Source organism: Flavobacterium collinsii, from assembly GCF_902804485.1.
Lineage (GTDB): Bacteria > Bacteroidota > Bacteroidia > Flavobacteriales > Flavobacteriaceae > Flavobacterium > Flavobacterium collinsii.
In genome coordinates this window covers 17274-35415 of the sequence record NZ_CADCST010000112.1, presented here as the reverse complement: position 1 = coordinate 35415, position 18142 = coordinate 17274, and the positions used below count along the sequence as shown (strand labels likewise).

At 36.2% G+C, this 18142-nt stretch carries 16 protein-coding genes and 3 tRNA genes; 8 read left to right on the top strand and 11 right to left on the bottom strand.

What is annotated here, in order from left to right:
• Positions 1-87: 87 nt before the first annotated feature.
• The gene (locus FLA105534_RS18345; RefSeq protein ID WP_173967543.1) at positions 88-672 is read right to left on the bottom strand and encodes a DUF4202 domain-containing protein; all 585 of its coding nucleotides are present in this window, start codon (positions 670-672) and stop codon (positions 88-90) included.
• A 268-nt stretch (positions 673-940) separates the two neighbouring features.
• On the opposite strand from FLA105534_RS18345, the gene FLA105534_RS18340 reads away from it, so the two are divergent.
• Complete coding sequence (locus FLA105534_RS18340) at positions 941-1705, top strand: META domain-containing protein (RefSeq protein WP_173967542.1); 765 nt, start codon at positions 941-943, stop codon at positions 1703-1705.
• Positions 1706-1869: 164 nt separating this feature from the next.
• Here the strand turns inward: FLA105534_RS18340 and FLA105534_RS18335 are convergent, their stop codons facing one another.
• The gene (locus FLA105534_RS18335; protein ID WP_173967541.1) at positions 1870-3150 is read right to left on the bottom strand and encodes a DUF2130 domain-containing protein; all 1281 of its coding nucleotides are present in this window, start codon (positions 3148-3150) and stop codon (positions 1870-1872) included.
• Positions 3151-3410: 260 nt separating this feature from the next.
• Between FLA105534_RS18335 and FLA105534_RS18330 the strand changes: the two genes are divergently transcribed.
• Positions 3411-4118: a class I SAM-dependent methyltransferase gene (locus tag FLA105534_RS18330; protein ID WP_173967540.1), complete on the top strand. Its 708-nt coding sequence runs from the start codon at positions 3411-3413 to the stop codon at positions 4116-4118.
• 276 nt (positions 4119-4394) lie between these two features.
• Positions 4395-8078 carry a PKD domain-containing protein gene (locus FLA105534_RS18325; RefSeq protein WP_173967539.1) on the top strand — a complete coding sequence of 1228 codons (3684 nt, stop codon included), beginning with the start codon at positions 4395-4397 and terminating at the stop codon, positions 8076-8078.
• A 71-nt stretch (positions 8079-8149) separates the two neighbouring features.
• On the opposite strand, the gene FLA105534_RS18320 is transcribed toward FLA105534_RS18325, so the two are convergent.
• The 5 genes from FLA105534_RS18320 to FLA105534_RS18300 form a co-directional block, all read right to left on the bottom strand.
• On the bottom strand, positions 8150-8617 hold the full coding sequence (locus FLA105534_RS18320) for a DUF3291 domain-containing protein (protein WP_173967538.1): 468 nt from the start codon (positions 8615-8617) through the stop codon (positions 8150-8152).
• A gap of 97 nt (positions 8618-8714) precedes the next feature.
• Positions 8715-9695, bottom strand: a complete 981-nt coding sequence (locus tag FLA105534_RS18315) for a zinc-dependent alcohol dehydrogenase family protein (RefSeq protein ID WP_173967537.1) — start codon at positions 9693-9695, stop codon at positions 8715-8717.
• A 12-nt stretch (positions 9696-9707) separates the two neighbouring features.
• Positions 9708-9986, bottom strand: coding sequence for a putative quinol monooxygenase (locus FLA105534_RS18310; RefSeq protein WP_173967536.1), 279 nt, complete (start codon positions 9984-9986; stop codon positions 9708-9710).
• Between the two features lie 2 nt (positions 9987-9988).
• A complete protein-coding gene (locus tag FLA105534_RS18305; RefSeq protein ID WP_173967535.1) occupies positions 9989-10594 on the bottom strand; it encodes an NAD(P)H-dependent oxidoreductase in 606 nt (201 codons plus the stop codon).
• A gap of 106 nt (positions 10595-10700) precedes the next feature.
• Entirely contained in the window at positions 10701-11687 is a 987-nt protein-coding gene (locus FLA105534_RS18300) for an aldo/keto reductase (protein WP_173967534.1), read from the bottom strand.
• Between the two features lie 120 nt (positions 11688-11807).
• Between FLA105534_RS18300 and FLA105534_RS18295 the strand changes: the two genes are divergently transcribed.
• Positions 11808-12653, top strand: coding sequence for an AraC family transcriptional regulator (locus tag FLA105534_RS18295; protein ID WP_173967533.1), 846 nt, complete (start codon positions 11808-11810; stop codon positions 12651-12653).
• 466 nt (positions 12654-13119) lie between these two features.
• Here the strand turns inward: FLA105534_RS18295 and FLA105534_RS18290 are convergent, their stop codons facing one another.
• The 4 genes from FLA105534_RS18290 to FLA105534_RS18275 all read right to left on the bottom strand — a co-directional run bounded on the left by FLA105534_RS18290 (position 13120) and on the right by FLA105534_RS18275 (position 16192).
• Positions 13120-13593: an RES family NAD+ phosphorylase gene (locus FLA105534_RS18290; RefSeq protein WP_173967532.1), complete on the bottom strand. Its 474-nt coding sequence runs from the start codon at positions 13591-13593 to the stop codon at positions 13120-13122.
• Complete coding sequence (parS, locus tag FLA105534_RS18285; RefSeq protein ID WP_173967531.1) at positions 13594-14094, bottom strand: type II RES/Xre toxin-antitoxin system antitoxin; 501 nt, start codon at positions 14092-14094, stop codon at positions 13594-13596.
• 89 nt (positions 14095-14183) lie between these two features.
• Positions 14184-14945: a C40 family peptidase gene (locus tag FLA105534_RS18280; protein ID WP_173967530.1), complete on the bottom strand. Its 762-nt coding sequence runs from the start codon at positions 14943-14945 to the stop codon at positions 14184-14186.
• A 68-nt stretch (positions 14946-15013) separates the two neighbouring features.
• The gene (locus FLA105534_RS18275; protein ID WP_173967529.1) at positions 15014-16192 is read right to left on the bottom strand and encodes an acetyl-CoA C-acyltransferase; all 1179 of its coding nucleotides are present in this window, start codon (positions 16190-16192) and stop codon (positions 15014-15016) included.
• A 239-nt stretch (positions 16193-16431) separates the two neighbouring features.
• On the opposite strand from FLA105534_RS18275, the gene FLA105534_RS18270 reads away from it, so the two are divergent.
• The 4 genes from FLA105534_RS18270 (at position 16432) to FLA105534_RS18255 (ending at position 17388) form a co-directional block, all read left to right on the top strand.
• Positions 16432-16515 (top strand) — tRNA-Ser (locus FLA105534_RS18270).
• Between the two features lie 14 nt (positions 16516-16529).
• Positions 16530-16604: transfer RNA gene (locus FLA105534_RS18265), tRNA-Pro, on the top strand.
• Between the two features lie 31 nt (positions 16605-16635).
• Positions 16636-16709: transfer RNA gene (locus FLA105534_RS18260), tRNA-Arg, on the top strand.
• A 235-nt stretch (positions 16710-16944) separates the two neighbouring features.
• Positions 16945-17388, top strand: coding sequence for a DUF3592 domain-containing protein (locus FLA105534_RS18255; RefSeq protein WP_173967528.1), 444 nt, complete (start codon positions 16945-16947; stop codon positions 17386-17388).
• Positions 17389-18142: the final 754 nt, after the last annotated feature.

Genomic DNA, 18142 nt, shown 5'->3' with positions numbered 1-18142 from the left:
TCTAAATTGACTACGCAAATATACGTAATATGAATGAAGAATTATGCAGAAGAAACTGAAAGGAATTTTTCTTAATTTAAAATTAAGCTAAAGACCTAAAGAGGCTTTTATCAGATTTAAGTTTTCTTCAGTATAAGTAATCTTCAAGGCTTCCTGATGTCCTTTGTTCGACATTTTATCCCAGGTTTTCTTGATGATATTTTTGAGTTTCTCTTCATCGTGTTTGTGCACAAACGGATCAAGGTAATATTCTAAAAAAACCAAACAAATTACATCTTCAAGCAGTTGCGTTTCGGCGTCTTTTTTAAGCAGCTTTTTTTCAATCAAAAATGAAACACGGTCTATAAATTCCGGGGCATATCCTACTTTCGTTAAAATTCCTGCAGTGGTTTTTGCGTGGAATTTTTTAAGCTCTTCCCTCCATTTTAAATAACCTACACGATCCATTGGGTACGATTCGCGTGCCACTTTCCATCGACAAATGTGCTGCGCTTTCGAAGCAATCTGAATTTCTTCTGAAGCTTTAGGTTCAAATTGCATCAATCGTTTATACATCCTGTCAGAATACAGTAATTCTTTCGGATACTCTATATTTTGATCGATTTCGATATTCGAATCCTGAGCGTTCTCAGCATCAATCAATTGGCTGGCTTTTTGAAAAGGTGTGTTCATTTTTTTAGTAAAAGAATAGAATTCAAAGATACTGAAATTAGTTATTACGTGAATTTTTTCGATTATCAGAAGTATAGATTTGTTTTACTGCATTCTTTCTAAGCAGTTAGAGTTGGTAGTATTTTTTAGTTTTTAGATTTTTTTTGTAATTGTGTTATTTTTCTTAAATTTAACAATAGGTTCTACTTAAAAAAATCATAAAAAACAGGCAGTAATGATTCTTGGCTCGGTTTTTTCTAGTGTGGAGTCATAATAAAAATTTAATTATATGAAAAAAGTACTTTTACTATGCGCCCTAATGTCTGTGATCTTAAGTTGTAAGTCGGTTGCAGTTAAAAAAACAAACACAAAAGAAACAACTTCTAAAACAACTTCAGAAGAAGAGGACTTAAGTGTTTATTTTGAAGCTACTGGAAATGAACCATTTTGGGGATTAAAATTTGGAAAAGATAAAATTGTTTTTACATCGTTGATCGAAGGAATGGAATCCATTAGTTTTAAATCTGTTGAACCTATCAGAGCAATGGATGCCAATGTAAAGATGTATAAAGTAAACAATGGAAAAACTTCAGCTACCGTTACCGTTCAGCAATTTGAATGTACGGATTCAATGTCGGGAACTGTTTCACCTTATACCGTTAAGGTAGAGATAAATGGTAAGACTTTAAACGGCTGCGGCAAATACATTACGGATTATCGTTTGCATGATATCTGGGTTTTAGAGGAGTTAAATGGGAAAAAAGTGACTATTGCCGATTTTCAAAAAGAAATGCCTAGAATTGAAATTAACGCAGCGGAGAATAAATTCATGGGATTTGGAGGCTGTAATTCTATTGGGGGAACTATTTTCTTTGAAAAAGGATTGTTGAGATTCTCTGATGTAGCTTCAACTATGATGGCTTGCTTGCCGAGTAATAAAGAAGGCGAGTTTGTAAAGGCATTACAAAGTACGACTACCTATTCAATTGGAGATCTAAGATTGATATTGTCTAATCCTAATGGAAAACTATTGGTGTTTAGAAAGGTAGATTAAATTCCGTCTTATAAAAAACTATAAAATTTGCCATTCCGATTGTGATGGATCTCTCGAGTTTAATGTTGTAAAAAAGCAACATTACTTAGAAGAATTCGTTGATTGGAATGGCAAATTGTATTTAAATAAAAATTGAAAGGGTAAAAAAGATACAGCTTGTGTAATTATTCCAGCTCCTTTGTTTTTTGTTCTTCATCGTCTTCGACAAAATCAAGTTCTAAAGCTCTTACTGTCTGAACGGCATTTCCGGCAATACCGCGAATCGAACCGTACATTCCCAAAGTATTGTGAACTACTTTTTCAATCTGCTTTTCACGTTGTTTCCAAATACGCTGCATGGCTCTTTTTTCTGAATCCAGATCACTTTGCATCTGTGTGAAACCTTCAACAATTCCTTCTACTTGTAAGCGGAATTCATTGCTGGTTAAAAAATCATACAACATCGACATCTTATCGCCTTTGTTTTCTTGTGCCTGAACAGCCTGGCTAACCTGTATTAAAGATTGTCGTAAAACAGCACTTAAACCTTTAAATTCTTCATAAGTACAAATCCAGATTCCGTCACGCATTCCCATGCGGTCCATTCCGGCAGGCATAACCTCGGTCACTAAAACACCAATATTCGCTCTTTTGGTTCTAATATCGTTTTTGAATTTTTCAATCCACGCGGGCTGAAAAGCTTTGGTACGCTTACTTTCGTAATAAATAGAACCACAATTTTGTACTTCTCGCGTATTTACCACCTGAAGGCAATCAGCTCCATTGGCACCTTTTTTTATTTCGTCGATCGTGTCTAATGGGAAATTACTGGCCAGCCATTCTTCAATCGCGAGTTCCATCACTTCACCTTGCAACTGCATAGAACCTTGTTCCTGCTTGCGCTTCATTTCCTCGATCAGCTTTTTTTGATCGTCAGATTGTTTTTGGTATTCTTTTATTTTTAGTTCGTTTTTTTCCTCTTCTTGTTTTCGGATTTTATCACGTTCTAAAACTAAAGTCGCGTTAAGCTGTTTTTGAGCTTCAGCCTCGATTGCTTCTTTCATTTCCAGTTTTTCGCGCTGAAGCTTGGCAATTTCGCCTTCCATTTTATTAAGTTCACGAAGTTTTTCCGATTTCTCTGAAAGTTCTTTTTCCATTAGAAGTAAACGATCTTTATTTTCTTCTTCTAGTTTGGTTTTTAGTTTTTGAGTAATCTCTTTTTCGGCAACCTTTCTTTCACGGTCCAGTCGTTCAGCAAAAAGTTCATTCTCCTGCTTTTTCTTGGCTTCAAATTCAGCTTTTGCTTTTTCGAACTGCTCATTTTTAAGTTCCATTTCTTTGGACTGAGCGGTAGCTTTTTGTTGAAATTCTTTACGGATACTATCTTCCAATTGATGCTTCAAAACATCATTTACATCGATTGGTGTGCCACAATTTGGACACTGGATTGAAGATTGCTCAGCCATTTTTGTTGGTTTTATTTTGTAGAATTATAATTTGCTAAGGTATTTAAAAGTTCTCTTTTTATTATTGGGATTCTTGTTATAAATTGTAATGTTTTTTTAGCCACGAATTCACGTTTTTTTATTTTTAAAATTTATACGCAAACTAAAAAAGAAATTCGTGAATTCGTGGCGAAAAAAAAGTTTATAAAGTATCAAACATAAAAGCCATGCAAACTAGTTAAAATCCGTCTGATTGGTGAGCAATAAAAAACAAAAAAACTATGAATAAATCAACCATTGAAGAGATCAGAGAACGTTTTGATAAGGATGTCGAGCGATTTTCAAATTTAGAAACCGGACAGGTAGCTACTATCGATGCAACCATTTCCCTGGAGTTAATTACCGAAGCTGCCAAAAGGATTGTTCCAACTGGCGTTAATGTTTTGGATATAGGCTGTGGTGCCGGAAATTATACTTTAAAAATGCTTTCGAAAGTCCCGAATTTAAATTGCACCTTGGTCGATTTGAGTCTACCGATGCTGGACAGGGCTTTTGAAAGAGTTTCGAAAGAAACCAACGGAACAGTAGAGGCAAAACAAGGTGATATCAGAGAAGTAGCTTTAGCAGAAAACCATTTTGATATTATCTTGGCAGGAGCAGTTTTGCATCATTTGAGGGACGATCAAGATTGGGAAACTACTTTTGCTAAAATTTTTAAGTTATTAAAACCCGGTGGTTGCTTTTTTATTTCAGATTTAATCACTCAGGATACCGAAGTTTTAAACAGCTATACCTGGCAACGTTATAGTGATTATCTGGAAGGAGTTGGAGGAGCCGAATACCGACAAAAAGTATTGGAGTATGTGGAGAAAGAAGATACGCCAAGATCTATGAATTACCAATTGGATTTGATGAAAAAGGTTGGTTTTACAAAAGTGGAGATTTTGCACAAAAACATGTGTTTTGGAGCTTTTGGAGGAATAAAGTAAGTAAGATAGGAGGAATTGAAAATATTTTTTAAGAAAAGCTGCCTGAAAGGGGCAGTTTTTTGTTTTTCAGACCATATCGCAAATATAAAAACCAGATAAGATACAATTGTTTTACAATAAGATAATATCTTTTTTATAGGTGTTAATTGGATATTTTTATCAAAAAAACCATCGAATATAGAATGTTTAAGAATAATTTGTTTTTAAAGTTTAATTTTTTAACAATTTTTCTGACAATTTAGTATTCGGAATAACAACTAACAAAAAACTATTATTTTGAAAAAAAATTACCTTATTGTTGCAGTTTTTCTGCTTCAATGTTGCATTTCCTTTGGGCAAAGCCAAAACCCAATTGGTTGTGGAACCCAATTGTCCCAAAAGGAAGAAACTGCATTTCAAAAATCGCTTTCAAAAATCAAAACCTGGAAGAAAGGTAATACAAAGAAAGCAGCTACAGTTCCTTATATTATTCCAGTCGTGTTTCACATTTTGGCCGATGGAACAAATATCAATAATGCTTTTACCAAAGAGCAGATGAAATGTAGAATTGATGATGCATTGCTAACGGTTAACAAAGATTTTAATGGTTTGTTTCCCGGATATATCACAACTGATCCTCGTTTTGACGCTGTTAAAAGTAAAATGAACATTCAGTTTGTTTTAGCCACGGTTGATCCTGAGGGCAAACCTTTAGAAATTCCGGGTTTAGACTGGCATCCCGAAGCACACGTTGCAGACGGTTATGATGCTAGAATTTATGACTACATCTGGTACGGTAAAAACAACAGGTATTATCTTGATGTTTTGGTGGTTGATGAACCCAATACAGGACAGGGACCTACTGGTTCAGGACATGCTTTTTTACCCATTCAGGATGCAATACCGCGTGTGGCTTTCAACCACAGATATATAGGCAGTACTTGCGGATCACATGCGAGTGCTACTTTTGCAAAAGTAATGACACATGAGTTTGGTCATTATTTTGGATTAAAACACACTTTTCAGGACGATTGTGATCCGGTTAATGATGGAATGGCCGATACTCCTCCAACCAAAGTTGCGGAAGGCTGCACCAGAAATGTACTAAATAGCTGTGGAGTTTATGCCAACGCCGAAAATCACATGGATTACAATACCGAGTGCCAGAATATGTATACCAGAGATCAGACCAATGCGATGACATACTGGTTGGAAGATAAGACAGTTGCCAAATACCCAAGAGGCTTATTATGGGATCCTGCTAATCTCGGAGCAGTTGGTGTTATTGAAACCGCTCCTGTGGCTAATTTTAATAGTAGTACAACAGCAGTTTGTTCCGGAAAAGCAATAACGTTTAAAGACGTTTCTTTGGGATTGCCCAATTCGAGAGTGTGGACTTTCGAAGGAGGAGCTCCGGCAACTTCAACAGACAAAAATCCGGTAGTTACCTATAATTCATCCGGAAATTACAAAGTAACCTTAGAGGTAACCAACTCGCTGGGAACAAATACAAAAGAAGTGCAGAATTACATTGAAGTAGATCAGAAATCAAATGCAAATTTAACGGAGAGCTTTGCAGGAACTTTTCCTCCGAGAGGATGGGAAGTTACAAATCCGGACAAAGGTCTTGGATGGGAAAAACGTAAAGGTGTGGGCCACAATGACAGTTCGTGCATGATTATGAACAATGCCGATAATTCGGTAGTAGGTGCTTTGGATTATATCAGATTGCCTTATTTTGATTTGACAGCAGGACAGAACAGTCAAATGTATTTTGATGTTGCTTATACCAAGTTTGATGATATAAGCCCTGATGTTTTAAAAGTACAGGTTTCGATAGATTGTGGACTTACCTGGAATGATGTTTATTCTAAAACGCATACGGCTTTACAAACCACAGCTGTTCCTACAGCTCAGGCCAATAATTGGATACCTGTCACGGATGCCAATTGGCGAAAAGAAGTAGTCGATCTTGGCGCTTACATAGGGAGTAATAATGTTTCTATTCGTTTTGTAAACGTGTCGGGTTATGGAACACGAGTTTGGATTGATAATGTAAACGTTGCTGTTACACAGGCCACTACTCCGGTCTCTGATTTTGCATCCAATATGAGAGATACACGCTGTACAAGTCTTACAGCTCCATTTGTAGATGTTTCAACAGGAAATCCAACGTCATGGAACTGGTCGTTTCCAGGAGGAACACCGTCAAGTTCTACAGATCAGAATCCAACAGTAATCTATGATGTACCGGGATCTTATGCCGTAACATTGGCTACTAAAAATGCCAATGGTAGCGGAACAATAATTACTAAAAATAATTTTATAACCATTGTGGATCCTTACAAAACTTCTTTCACCGAAGGCTTTGAAGGTTCTTTTCCTCCTCCAGACTGGGAAATTATTAATCCGGACAACAAATTGGCCTGGGAACAACGCATCGGAGTAGGGCATAACTCCTCTTCTTGTATGGTTATGAATAATGCCGACAATGATAAGGTGGGTGAGGTAGATGAAATTATTCTGAGACCAGCTAATTTGTCAGTGGGAGTAACCGATTTTTCATTCGATGTAGCCTATGCCAAATTTGATGCTGTGAGTCCGGACGCTCTGGAAATTCTCGTTTCAAAAGATTGCGGACTTACCTGGGAAAGTATTTATAAAAAGACTCATATGGAGTTGGAAACATTTGAAAGCGCCGATGCCAACAATTGGATTCCAACTTCAGATTCACATTGGAGAACTGAAAGAGTGATCCTGACCAGGTTCAAAGGGGAATCGAACGTTTTGTTTAAATTCAAAAATACTTCTGGATATGGTGCAAGAATATGGATTGATAATTTGAAATTCAATTTTGATAGTAAAGAAACTCCGTTTTCTGAGTTTACAGTGGAGAACGAAAGATTGTGCAGTGATCTTCCAATTGCTTTTAATGATAACTCAACCGGAGAACCTACGGCATGGGCATGGTCATTTCCGGGAGGTACACCATCATCTTCGACAAGCAAAGTACCTACTGTGGTTTATAATAACCCGGGAACTTACGATGTGACTTTAACGGCTTCTAATCCTTATGGAGCGGGAACTGCTATAACAAAAACCGGAGTAGTGGTTGTGAAAAGCAAAAATACTCTTCCATTTACGGAAAATTTTGAAGGAAGTTTTCCTGTTCAGGATTGGGAAATAATTAATCCTGACAAAGATGTCATTACATGGGAAAAACGTTCGGATGTTGGCAAAGGAGACTTATCCTGTTTGGTGATTAATAATGCCGACAATCCAACAGCTAAAATCGATGAGCTTATTTTAAAAGCAGTAGATTTTTCTTCTGCATCGACACCCTATTTGTATTTTGATCTGGCTTATACACAGTATTTAAGTGTGTATGATTCGGCACCCGCTCCTGATAAGATTGATATCTTGGTGTCTTCAGATTGCGGTGTGACATGGACAAATGTATATTCTAAAAATCAAATACAGTTGCAAACGGTCTCCCCTCCAATTCAGGACGACCCGGCAACAACCGGAGCGAATGAAACTAATGATTGGACTCCAACCAAAGATTCCGACTGGAGAGCCGAAAAGATTGATTTAAGCATTGTAAAACAACAGAAAAATGTTTTGATAAAATTCAAAAACACTTCAGGTTTTGGAACCAGAATTTGGTTTGATAATTTTAAAATCGATAACGGACCTAATTTAACAGTAACAAAACCAAGAGAAGTAGACAATCTGAAAGGAGTTCAGGTATATCCAAATCCGTCCAGTAATGTTTTTCATGTGGTAACACCATCTAATGCGGACAATTATACGGTTACCGTTCATAGCGCAGAAGGAAAAATGATTTATACTGAAACTTTTGCCGGAGGAAATAACACCGAAAAAACGATTAATTTATCGGGAAAAACAAGAGGAGTATATTTCCTAAACGTAACTTCTTCAGCTAAAAAGACTTTCACTCAGAAAATCATAAAGCAGTAGTTTAGTTTAATATGAAAAGACAGAGACTGTGTCCTTTTGGGATACAGTCTCTTTTTTATTTAATGATTTTACTAGGAAATATTTTTGAATTGTGGTGCCGGAAACTTGTTTCGAAGATCAAACACTAATTCCGAAACTCCATTTTGCTGTAAATAATCTAATTTTTCTACCGCTTCTTCAAGAGTTGGAACGTGACCTTTAGGAATCCACCACATTGCTGTATGTGCCTTACCATATTTAAAAAACCATTCTTTTCGGCGTTTTAAAAAATCGCTGTGAAAAGTCTTGTACATATAATGCTCTAATGTTTCAACATTCTCCCAAACGGAGATATTAATAAGAACCTGCTCATCATTATACGGATTAGGATTTGTCGTATTATAACTCTCATCTTTCAACCTCCACACAAAGCCATCACTGTTTTCGGCCAAAGTATTCACAAGATCTATATTTTCTTTAAACTCTTTCATGATAGGATCGTTTATGTCAATACCTTTCATTTTGGCAATATTAATTTCTGCTAAGTGGTACTCGCTCATAAAATTGTAAAGTTTTGAATAAGAGGCAAGTTAACTTTTTTATCGAAATTAATTTTGTAAGTAAATTAATATCACAAAAAAGAGTGAAATTTTGAAATTAAACGATATCCACTACAATTTTTCCGATAGCCGAACCATCACTAACCGCTTTATGAGCCTCTATCGCATTATCTAATGTGAATTTTCGGGGATCAATAATAGGTTTTAGTTTTCCTTCTTCGATAAATTTTGCAGCTTCTTTCAGGATGTCTCCATGATGTTTTCTGCCTTCACCGCTAATCATCGGATGCAAAACAAAAACACCGTGTAAACTGGCAGATCGAAGAGATCCTGTAGCTAAATTGTGTGTTCCAAAAGCATAACAACTGGCAATCTGACCATAATGGCGAATGGCTTTAAAAGAATCGTCTAAGGATGTCCCGCCTACGGTATCGTAAATAATATCAAAACCTTTTCCCGCTGTAAATTGCTCGACATAATCTTCAACAGTTGTAGTTCTGTAATCAATTGGAGTTGCTCCAAAGGCTTTTGCAATAGGAGCTTTTTCAGGCGAAACGGTTGCATAAACATCGGCACCAAAAATGCGGGCCAACTGTACGACCATATGTCCAACACCTCCGGCTCCGGCATGAACCAAAACCTGATCACCTTTTTTTACTTTTGCCCTGTCAATTAGGCCTTCCCAAGCTGTTAACAATACAAGCGGAACAGCTGCGGCCTCTTTCATGCTTAAGTTCGTAGGTTTTAAAGCCAGTAAGGAAGCATCAACAGCAGTATATTCGGCTAAAGTTCCCTGAAGTCCCAGTACACCTCCGGCGAGTCCGTACACTTCATCACCAACTTTAAAATCAGTAACATCTTTTCCGATGGCTTCCACAACACCGGCAAGATCAGTTCCTAAAATCGCAGGTAAAACCGGTGATGCGTAAGGCGAGACTCCAATGCGAATTTTGTTGTCGATCGGGTTAACACCGCTCGCATGAATTTTAATCAAAACTTCTCCGCTTTTTGGAGTTGGTATTTCTATTTCAGTACTGACAAAATCAGATTCGTAAGTATTTGTAAAAAGTGCTTTCATCGTTTCTTTGCATTATAAGATTTGTGCTGTTTTGTAAACCTGTATAGGAGAGGAGATGAAAGTTTCGCTTTCTTTAATGAAATCCAGTAAATACGATTGATTGTTATGGATGTCAAGTCCTGGCTGGTCTTTCCATTCTTCCCAAATAATAAAAACATTTTCACTGTGATGAAGATCATAACGTATGCAAGCCTCTTCTTTTCTGGTTTCTGTAACCAAATGATTTAGCATGTTTTTTATTTGTGCGGTATTTTCCGGTTTACTTTTTAAAATAGCGGTAATTGAGATCATAATTATAAAGTTTTAAAGATTTGTTCTAAATGGTTGGTATAGTTTACCTTAAAGATACCAATATTTTCGGCTGTAGCACCTTTTTCGACATCATGAAAATGGAAACCGTCTAATTTCTCCATTCCTACAAATTTATTCATTTTATGGAAACCAAACATAACACCTTCGTCTACAGTTGTTTCTTCAAAAAATTCTCCCGGAAGGGTAAAAGCTGTTGCAGGGGCATTCCAACTTGTGGTAAGCATGTATTTTCGCCCATGCAAAAGCCCGCCTGTACCGTAATTGATATCCGGATTTGTTCTCGTTCTGCCGTCGTTTTTGTAAATTCCTTTTTGATGTCCGGCAGTAAAAACATCATCAATATATTTTTTAAAAAGATTCGGTAATTGAAACCACCAAACAGGTGTGTGATAAACGACTACATCTGCCCAAACGAATTTTTCGACTTCTTCGTCTAAATCGACTTCTTGTTTAATGTCGGTTGTTTTCACTTCAAATTGTTTGCTGTTTGTTAAGTATTCTATTGTCCAGTCAGTAACGGTTTGATTGAATTTTCCACCTGAATGAGCAAAATTTTGCCCGCCGTTGATAATAAATATTTTTTTCATACTATGGATTGCTCTTATGTGTTTGTGAAAGAGATAAGAGTGGTATCTCTTTGATATAATTTAATTTTTTATGCTTTTTTAAAAGAAGGTAAAACTGCTCGGGTAACTATTTTAATTTTGAAATAGCCTGATCGATGAAATCTAATTCAGAAACAGATAAATCAAAATCCATTGTTTTAGCGTTTGAAATGGCTTGTTCTGCATTTCGGGCTCCGGCCAGAACAATTGTAATTCCTTTTTGTAAAGTCGTCCAGCGTAAAACCAATTGTGAAATAGAAATGTGTTTGGCATTGGCTAAAGAGCTCAGTTCTTCTACCAAAGTTTTTACCTTCTGAAGATCAAACTGACCGAAATAACCATTTCGATGATCGTTGTCCTTTAATTTACCATCGGTGAAATATTTACCGGTCAATAAACCTCTTTCCATCGGACTGTAGGCAATAATTCCAATATTTTCAGCAAGCGTTAGTGGAACCAAATCAGTTTCAATACTACGATTTAACATACTAAACGGAACCTGATTGGAAGCTAATTGAATGGTTTTTTGTGCCTCCTGAACTTGCGATGCATTGTAATTACTTACTCCTGCTGCTCTGATTTTTCCTTGTTGAATTAGGCTTTCAAGCGCCTCCATTGTTTCGTGAATGGGAGTTGTAGTATCCGGCCAGTGAATTTGAAGCAAGTCGATATAATCGGTTTGAAGACGTTTTAGACTTTCTTCAACTTCTTTAATAATATTGTTTTTGGAAGCATATTTGTAAATAGGGACTTTTTTTCCATTGTCTTCAGCATCGAAAAAGAATTCGCCTTTTCCGTTAGTACTTCCGTCCCAAACCAGACCAAATTTTGTCAATAACTGTACTTTCGAACGATTTTGCGTTTTTAAAGCTTCACCAATCATGACCTCGCTTAAACCAAATCCGTAGAAAGGAGCAGTGTCAATTGTAGTCACACCATGATCGATTGAAGCATGAACAGAAGCAATTGAATCTGCTTTATCGTTTCCGCCCCACATATTCCCGCCGATCGCAAATGCGCCGTATGTAATCGTGGATAATTCAAGTTCAGTATTGCCTAATTTTCTATATTCCATAAGTGATATTTTTGATCGTTTAAAATTATTTGACAAATATATACCATTTTTAAGAGTGTTAAATGGTATATATTTGTGTTTTTTAGGTATATTTGCAGCCACGATATAATAATAACTATTATGAAAAAAGAAAATTTATACGAACCGTTTAGTGTTTCCTTTGAGACTTTAGATGAATACCCGGATGTAGGTGATCGTCATAATTTTTTTGAATTGGTTTATATTCTGAACGGAACCGGTTTGCAATGCATCAATAAAAATGTCTTTGAATATGATGCTGGACATATGTTTCTCTTGACTCCTGAGGATTGTCATAATTTTACCATTGAAACCAAAACAAAGTTTTTCTTTTTGAGGTTCAATGATATTTATTTAAAAAATTCAAGCCTGCAAAATGAAAATATTCAGCGTTTAGAGTATATTCTACAAAATGCGAATCATCAGCCGGGCTGTATTTTAAAAAATGTTGCCGATAAATGTTTGGTGAAAGTTATGGTGGAGGCAATTATTAGGGAGTATGAAGATAAAGATGTCTATAATAAAGAATTGATTCAGCAATTGGTGAACACTTTGATTATCGTGGTGGCAAGAAATATCGCGAAGTATTTGCCCGAGCAAGTAAATATTGGCTGTGAGGCAAAAGCAATGGATATTTTGCAGTACATTCAAAACAACATTTATTATCCTGAAAGAATCAAAGCAGAATCGATTAGCGATTATTTCGGAATTTCAAATACGTATTTAGGACGCTATTTTAAAAAGCATGCCAACGAAACCATGCAGCAGTATATCAGCAATTATAAAACAAAGCTGATTGAGCATCGCCTACAGTTTAGTGATAAACGAATCAATGAGATTGCTTACGAATTTGGTTTTACCGATGAAAGTCACTTTAATAAATTCTTCAAAAAGCAAAAAGGAAACAGCCCTTCGGAGTTTAGAAAAACAATCAGAATAAGTGCCTAAACACGAATTACACTAATTGTCACTAATTTTTTTGCCACAGATTAGATAGATTAGAAAGATTTTAATTCGAGTACATTCGTGAAATTAATGTTTAAACACGGATTGCACTAATTGGCACTAATTTTTTGCCACAGATTATAAAGATTAAGTGGATTTTTACTTCATGCTAATTCGTGAAATTAGTGTTTAAACACGGATTGCACTAATTGTTACTAATTTTTTTGCCGCAGATTAGATAGATTAGAAAGATTTTAATTCGTGTACATTCGTGAAATTAGGGTTTAAACACGGATTGCACTAATTGTCACTAATTTTTTTTGCCACAGATTAGATAGATTAGAAAGATTTTAATTTGTGTACATTCGTGAAATTAGTGTTTAAACACGGATTACACTAATTGTCACTAATTTTTTTGCCACAGATTATAAAGATTAAATAGATTTTTACTTCGTGCTAATTCGTGAAATTAGTGTTTGTTTTGAAATCTCGAATCAAAATTCATTCTGGTACTACTGATAACCTTGATCTTTTTACTGTCCGGATGGGTTGGATTTATTAAATAATTGAATTCCTGTGGTACTATGCAACTAGGAACTTTTAAGATTGCAGCTTCGTTGTAATCTATAAAATCATCGCCAATCGTTTGTGTTATTACTATTGGAGGTTTTGAATTCCAGTCTTCGGGTAAGTCTTCTATGTTAACTTCCTGAATGGTGATGTCATCCGGGATTTCGATTTCGACATAAAAACGGTCCAAAGGCAAATCTTCACTTAAATCTAAATGAACAGATACTTCAAGTGTTGCCAATGCTCTGCTTTCGGCAGTATAAACCATGCGGGTATTAAGGCTGTTCCATCGGAAACCCTCAGACATTGAAGCTCCAATTCCTGCTAAAGTTGTGCTTAAGTATTTTTCTCTTTCGATTCTAAAAACCTTCATTTAAGCTAAGTTTCCAAACTCTAATCGATTTAAACTAAATTTCACTTCGTTAATTCCTGTTACGGTGTCCAGCATGTTTTCAGGAGTGCTTCCGCCGATAGATAAATTAGGTTTTTTGAGCCATCTTTGAAATTTTTCTTCTTCATTATTGAAAACTTCAAGGCCATAATCGATCAGCTCATTGATTAAAATAACCAATTCGCTGTCTCTGCTGTCTAAAAGCAAATGTTCGCTTTTTTTCTTGTTATAAGTAGTTTGAGGAATCCCTACAATGGCCAGAACAGATTTTACAGGATTGTTTAATCGCCTGCTGATGACTTCGATTGAATCATAAGGAATACCGGATCGGATGACTCCAACACGTTCCAGCTTGTTGCTCCAGCTGTATTCTTTACCATCAGAACTTAAAGTAGATCTTTTAATGGAGATTACTTTTCCTGAGGCATTTCGAATACTTCTTTTAGTATCAAAAGGTTCTGTTTTCTGCGTTATTTTATCCATGATACAACAAATTTGCTATAAAGATATAATAATTTTGTTGTTTGCTTCAGGGTTTAGAGAAAAATTAACTTAGAGGGAGGATGAAAAATTTAGATTATCTTCTTGATCACACGTAACTTATGGGTGTGTTTGTTTGTTTCAGGATTGTAGATTCCTAAGTGGTCCAAACGATCAATACGAACTTTTCCACTGGCGTGAATGATGTAATTATTGTCCATAATGATACCAACATGTGTAATATTTCCTTCGTCATTATCAAAAAACGCCAGATCGCCGGGCTCACTTTCTTCGATGAAGCTCAAAGGTTCTCCGTCAAGGGCTTGTTGTGAGGCATCACGATGAATTTTGTAGCCGTTTAATTTGTAGACCATTTGGGTAAAACCGGAACAGTCAATTCCAAAAGGAGTTTTTCCTCCCCAAAGATAGGGAGCATTCAAATACATAAAAGCCGTGCTTATAATAGCGCTCTTAGGTTTTATACCGCTGGTTTTGGTGCCTTCAAAATCAAAATTTGAAATATTGATTTCGCTATTGTTTAAAAAAGATAAAGAAGCGCCAAGCGGAATTGGCAGTAACAAATTATTTGAAGAAGTGATGTAATCAATCAGGTCGGCATTTAGAATAATTGCTTCACTGCTTAATTGGTTGAAATTTGCTTCCGAGATAATCTGGTATTGTTTTGAATCTACCCAGCCTTCATAATCATCGAACTGAATTCTTATTCGGGCCCATTGATTTTGGCGTTCTAAAATCTCGATATGTTCACCAAACAAAAGTTGAGTAACGATTTCACTTCTGTCACTTGGCTCAGCTCGTACGGGTACTATGGCTAGATTGCAAATTCCGAACATTTAGGGTAATTTATGAGTTGAAAATCAGGAGTTATTTACTAATGTAGTAACTCCTGATAAAATAGTATTTAAGCTCTCTCGATAACAATTGCCGAAGCACCGCCACCACCGTTGCAAATTGCTGCAGCTCCGGTTTTAGCATTGTTTTGTTCTAAAACACTTAGTAAAGTTACGATGATTCTTGCTCCCGAACATCCTAGAGGATGTCCTAATGAAACAGCTCCACCATTTACGTTTACTTTGTCGTTATCAAGACTAAGGATTTTTGAATTGGCTAATCCAACTACCGCGAATGCTTCGTTGAATTCGAAATAATCAACATCACTTATTGAAATTCCTGCTTTGTCTAAGGCTTTTGGTAGTGCTTTTGCAGGGCTTGTTGTAAACCATTTTGGCTCCTGAGCAGCATCAGCATAACCTTTTATGTACGCTAAAGGTTTTAATCCTAGTGAGATTGCTTTTTCTTCAGACATTAAAACTAAAGCAGCAGCTCCATCATTGATAGTAGAAGCGTTTGCAGCAGTAACTGTTCCGTCTTTAGTAAAAACAGCACTTAACGAAGGGATCTTGTCTAATTTTACATTGGTATATTCTTCGTCTTTTGAAACGATGACAGGTTCACCACGTCTTTGCGGAACTTCTACAGGAACAATTTCGTTATCAAATTTTCCGGCATCCCAGGCTTTTGCACTTCTTTCATAAGACTGAATAGCAAAATTATCCTGTTCTTCACGGCTGATGTTGTATTCAGACGCACATAAATCAGCGCAAACTCCCATTGCGTTGTTATCGTAAGCATCTGTCAAACCATCTTTCTGCATTCCGTCAAGCAAAGAAGCCGGACCAAATTTTGTTCCGTTGCGCATTTGTACGTAATGCGGAATCAAACTCATGTTTTCCATTCCTCCGGCTACTACGATTTCAGCATCACCACAAGCGATAGCCTGTGCGGCAAACATAACAGCTTTCATTCCTGAAGCACAAACTTTGTTTACAGTTGTAGCGGCAACTTCTTCAGATAAACCTGCAAAAAGTGCAGCCTGACGCGCTGGTGCCTGGCCAACTCCGGCCTGTACCACATTACCCATAAAAACTTCATCAACTAATTTTGGGTCAAGGTTAATTTTTTGAAGTGCGCCTTTTATTGCGGCAGCACCTAATTTTGGTGCGGGTACGGTAGATAAACCTCCCATGAAACTTCCGATAGGTGTTCTAACGGCAGAAACGATAACAACTCTTTTGTTCATTTTCTGTTAATATTAGTTAATCAAGCAAATTTACTCTTTATTTGAATAAATTCAAATTTTGAGGCAATTCGATTGGATTTTAAATTTAATATCAAATTTTTGTTAATTCTATTTGTTTGATTGTGAAGAGGTTTAAAAAAAAGATTGAAAAAAGACAAAAAAAAGCGTCGAAATAGTTGTGAGATATGGAATGTTGTCTTACATTTGCAACCGCAAAACAGAACACGTTTCTTGAGCTTGGAGAGGTGCCAGAGCGGTAATGGAGCAGATTGCTAATCTGTCGACGGGTAACCGTCGCCAGGGTTCGAGTCCCTGTCTCTCCGCTTAATTTTTGCCTCGGGGTGTAGCGTAGCCCGGTTATCGCGCCTGCTTTGGGAGCAGGAGGCCGCAGGTTCGAATCCTGCCACCCCGACAAGAACTTTGTCGGAAGTTTTATAAAAAATGGACGCATAGCTCAGCTGGATAGAGCACCTGCCTTCTAAGCAGGCGGTCGAAGGTTCGAATCCTTCTGCGTTCACGAAAAGCCACTCAAATCGAGTGGCTTTTTTGTTTTGTGTGAGATTTTTTTTTCTTGACCCATATCGGATCAAGGGTCAATCTAAAAAATGATGAAACTTTTCACTATCAAAGGAGTATTCATGGTATGCGAATAAGAGGTTGAATTAGAGAAAATGAATGTATAGTCATTTCTGATAAAGTAATTAGTAATAACCTGCGGGGCAATGTGACACAACCATTAATTTTAATAATAAATGATGAATAAAAGACTAATTCGTGCTGTTATTTATGTGTGTTTTATACCCGGTTTGACTTTATTGGTGGGGGCATTTTGCCTTTTTCAACAGAAATTAAACTTTATTGAAAAGGCAAATATTGTTTATGGTACAGTTATCGAATCGATACCTCTTGCTGGCAATAAGAATGGATCGCTCTATTACCCCCATGTTTCATTTGTTACAAAATCAGGTAAACAAATAGATTTCACCTCTAATGTAGGAACTTCTCTTCCGAGTTACATTGAAGGAAGTTCGGTTAAGGTTTTGTATGATCCAACCAATCCGAATAAAGCGGAGATTGATGGGATTTACGGTTATATGGTAGACCCAGTACTTTTGGGCAGTCTTGGCGTATTTTTCCTTTTAATAGGTTTAGGTGCTATTTTAAACGAGTATCAAAAAAGCAGGAAAACGGATTGATATTGAGTGGTTAGGCCTTTAATTTTTTAAAGTTATATAATATTAAAAGGAGAGTATCAATCTAAGCAATGTCTAATAGAAGTTTAGCGAGTAATTTTGAGTAATGTTTTTGTTTGATAAATTATTCTATGAAGTAGAAATCCCTCCCAAATAAGATTGAATACATGGTTTTAAAGACATCAAATCAATGGTAAGATATAAGGGTGAGTAATTTTGTATTGGTTTTAGATGTGTGGTTAAGCTAGAGGAAGGATTGTCTAACTCTCTCCTTCTGGAATAGATAAGTATAACAAGCGCTATAATACTTCATGAACTTTAAAATTGATTACTTAATCAAGTGCGATGGCTTGAGTATTCAGTCCTTTTAGAATCCCGATCACTTGATAAGTATATTCAATGTTGCGACTAAAACGATCCTATTTTATAAAACGAATATTTTCTAGTGAGCGATTTTTCTTTTTCTTTATTCTTTTAATAAGCTTTGCCCATTCTGGTCGGTTGAGATCGTTGGAGGAAAAATTGTTTCTATAAACTTCTTTCATTTCTATTTTTTCAACGCAATTGCTCTGACGTAGAAATAAGCATTTTCGATAACAAAAAGTATGTAGAGATTTCTCGATTTGCTTTTACCAGGAAACACTCACAGATAGCTCAATTAGTTGCGTAAATTTATGAAATAGTATTCTTCCTCATAAATGGACTAATACATGTTTAGTAATATAAAAGATTAAATAAACAGGTATAAATACTTGGT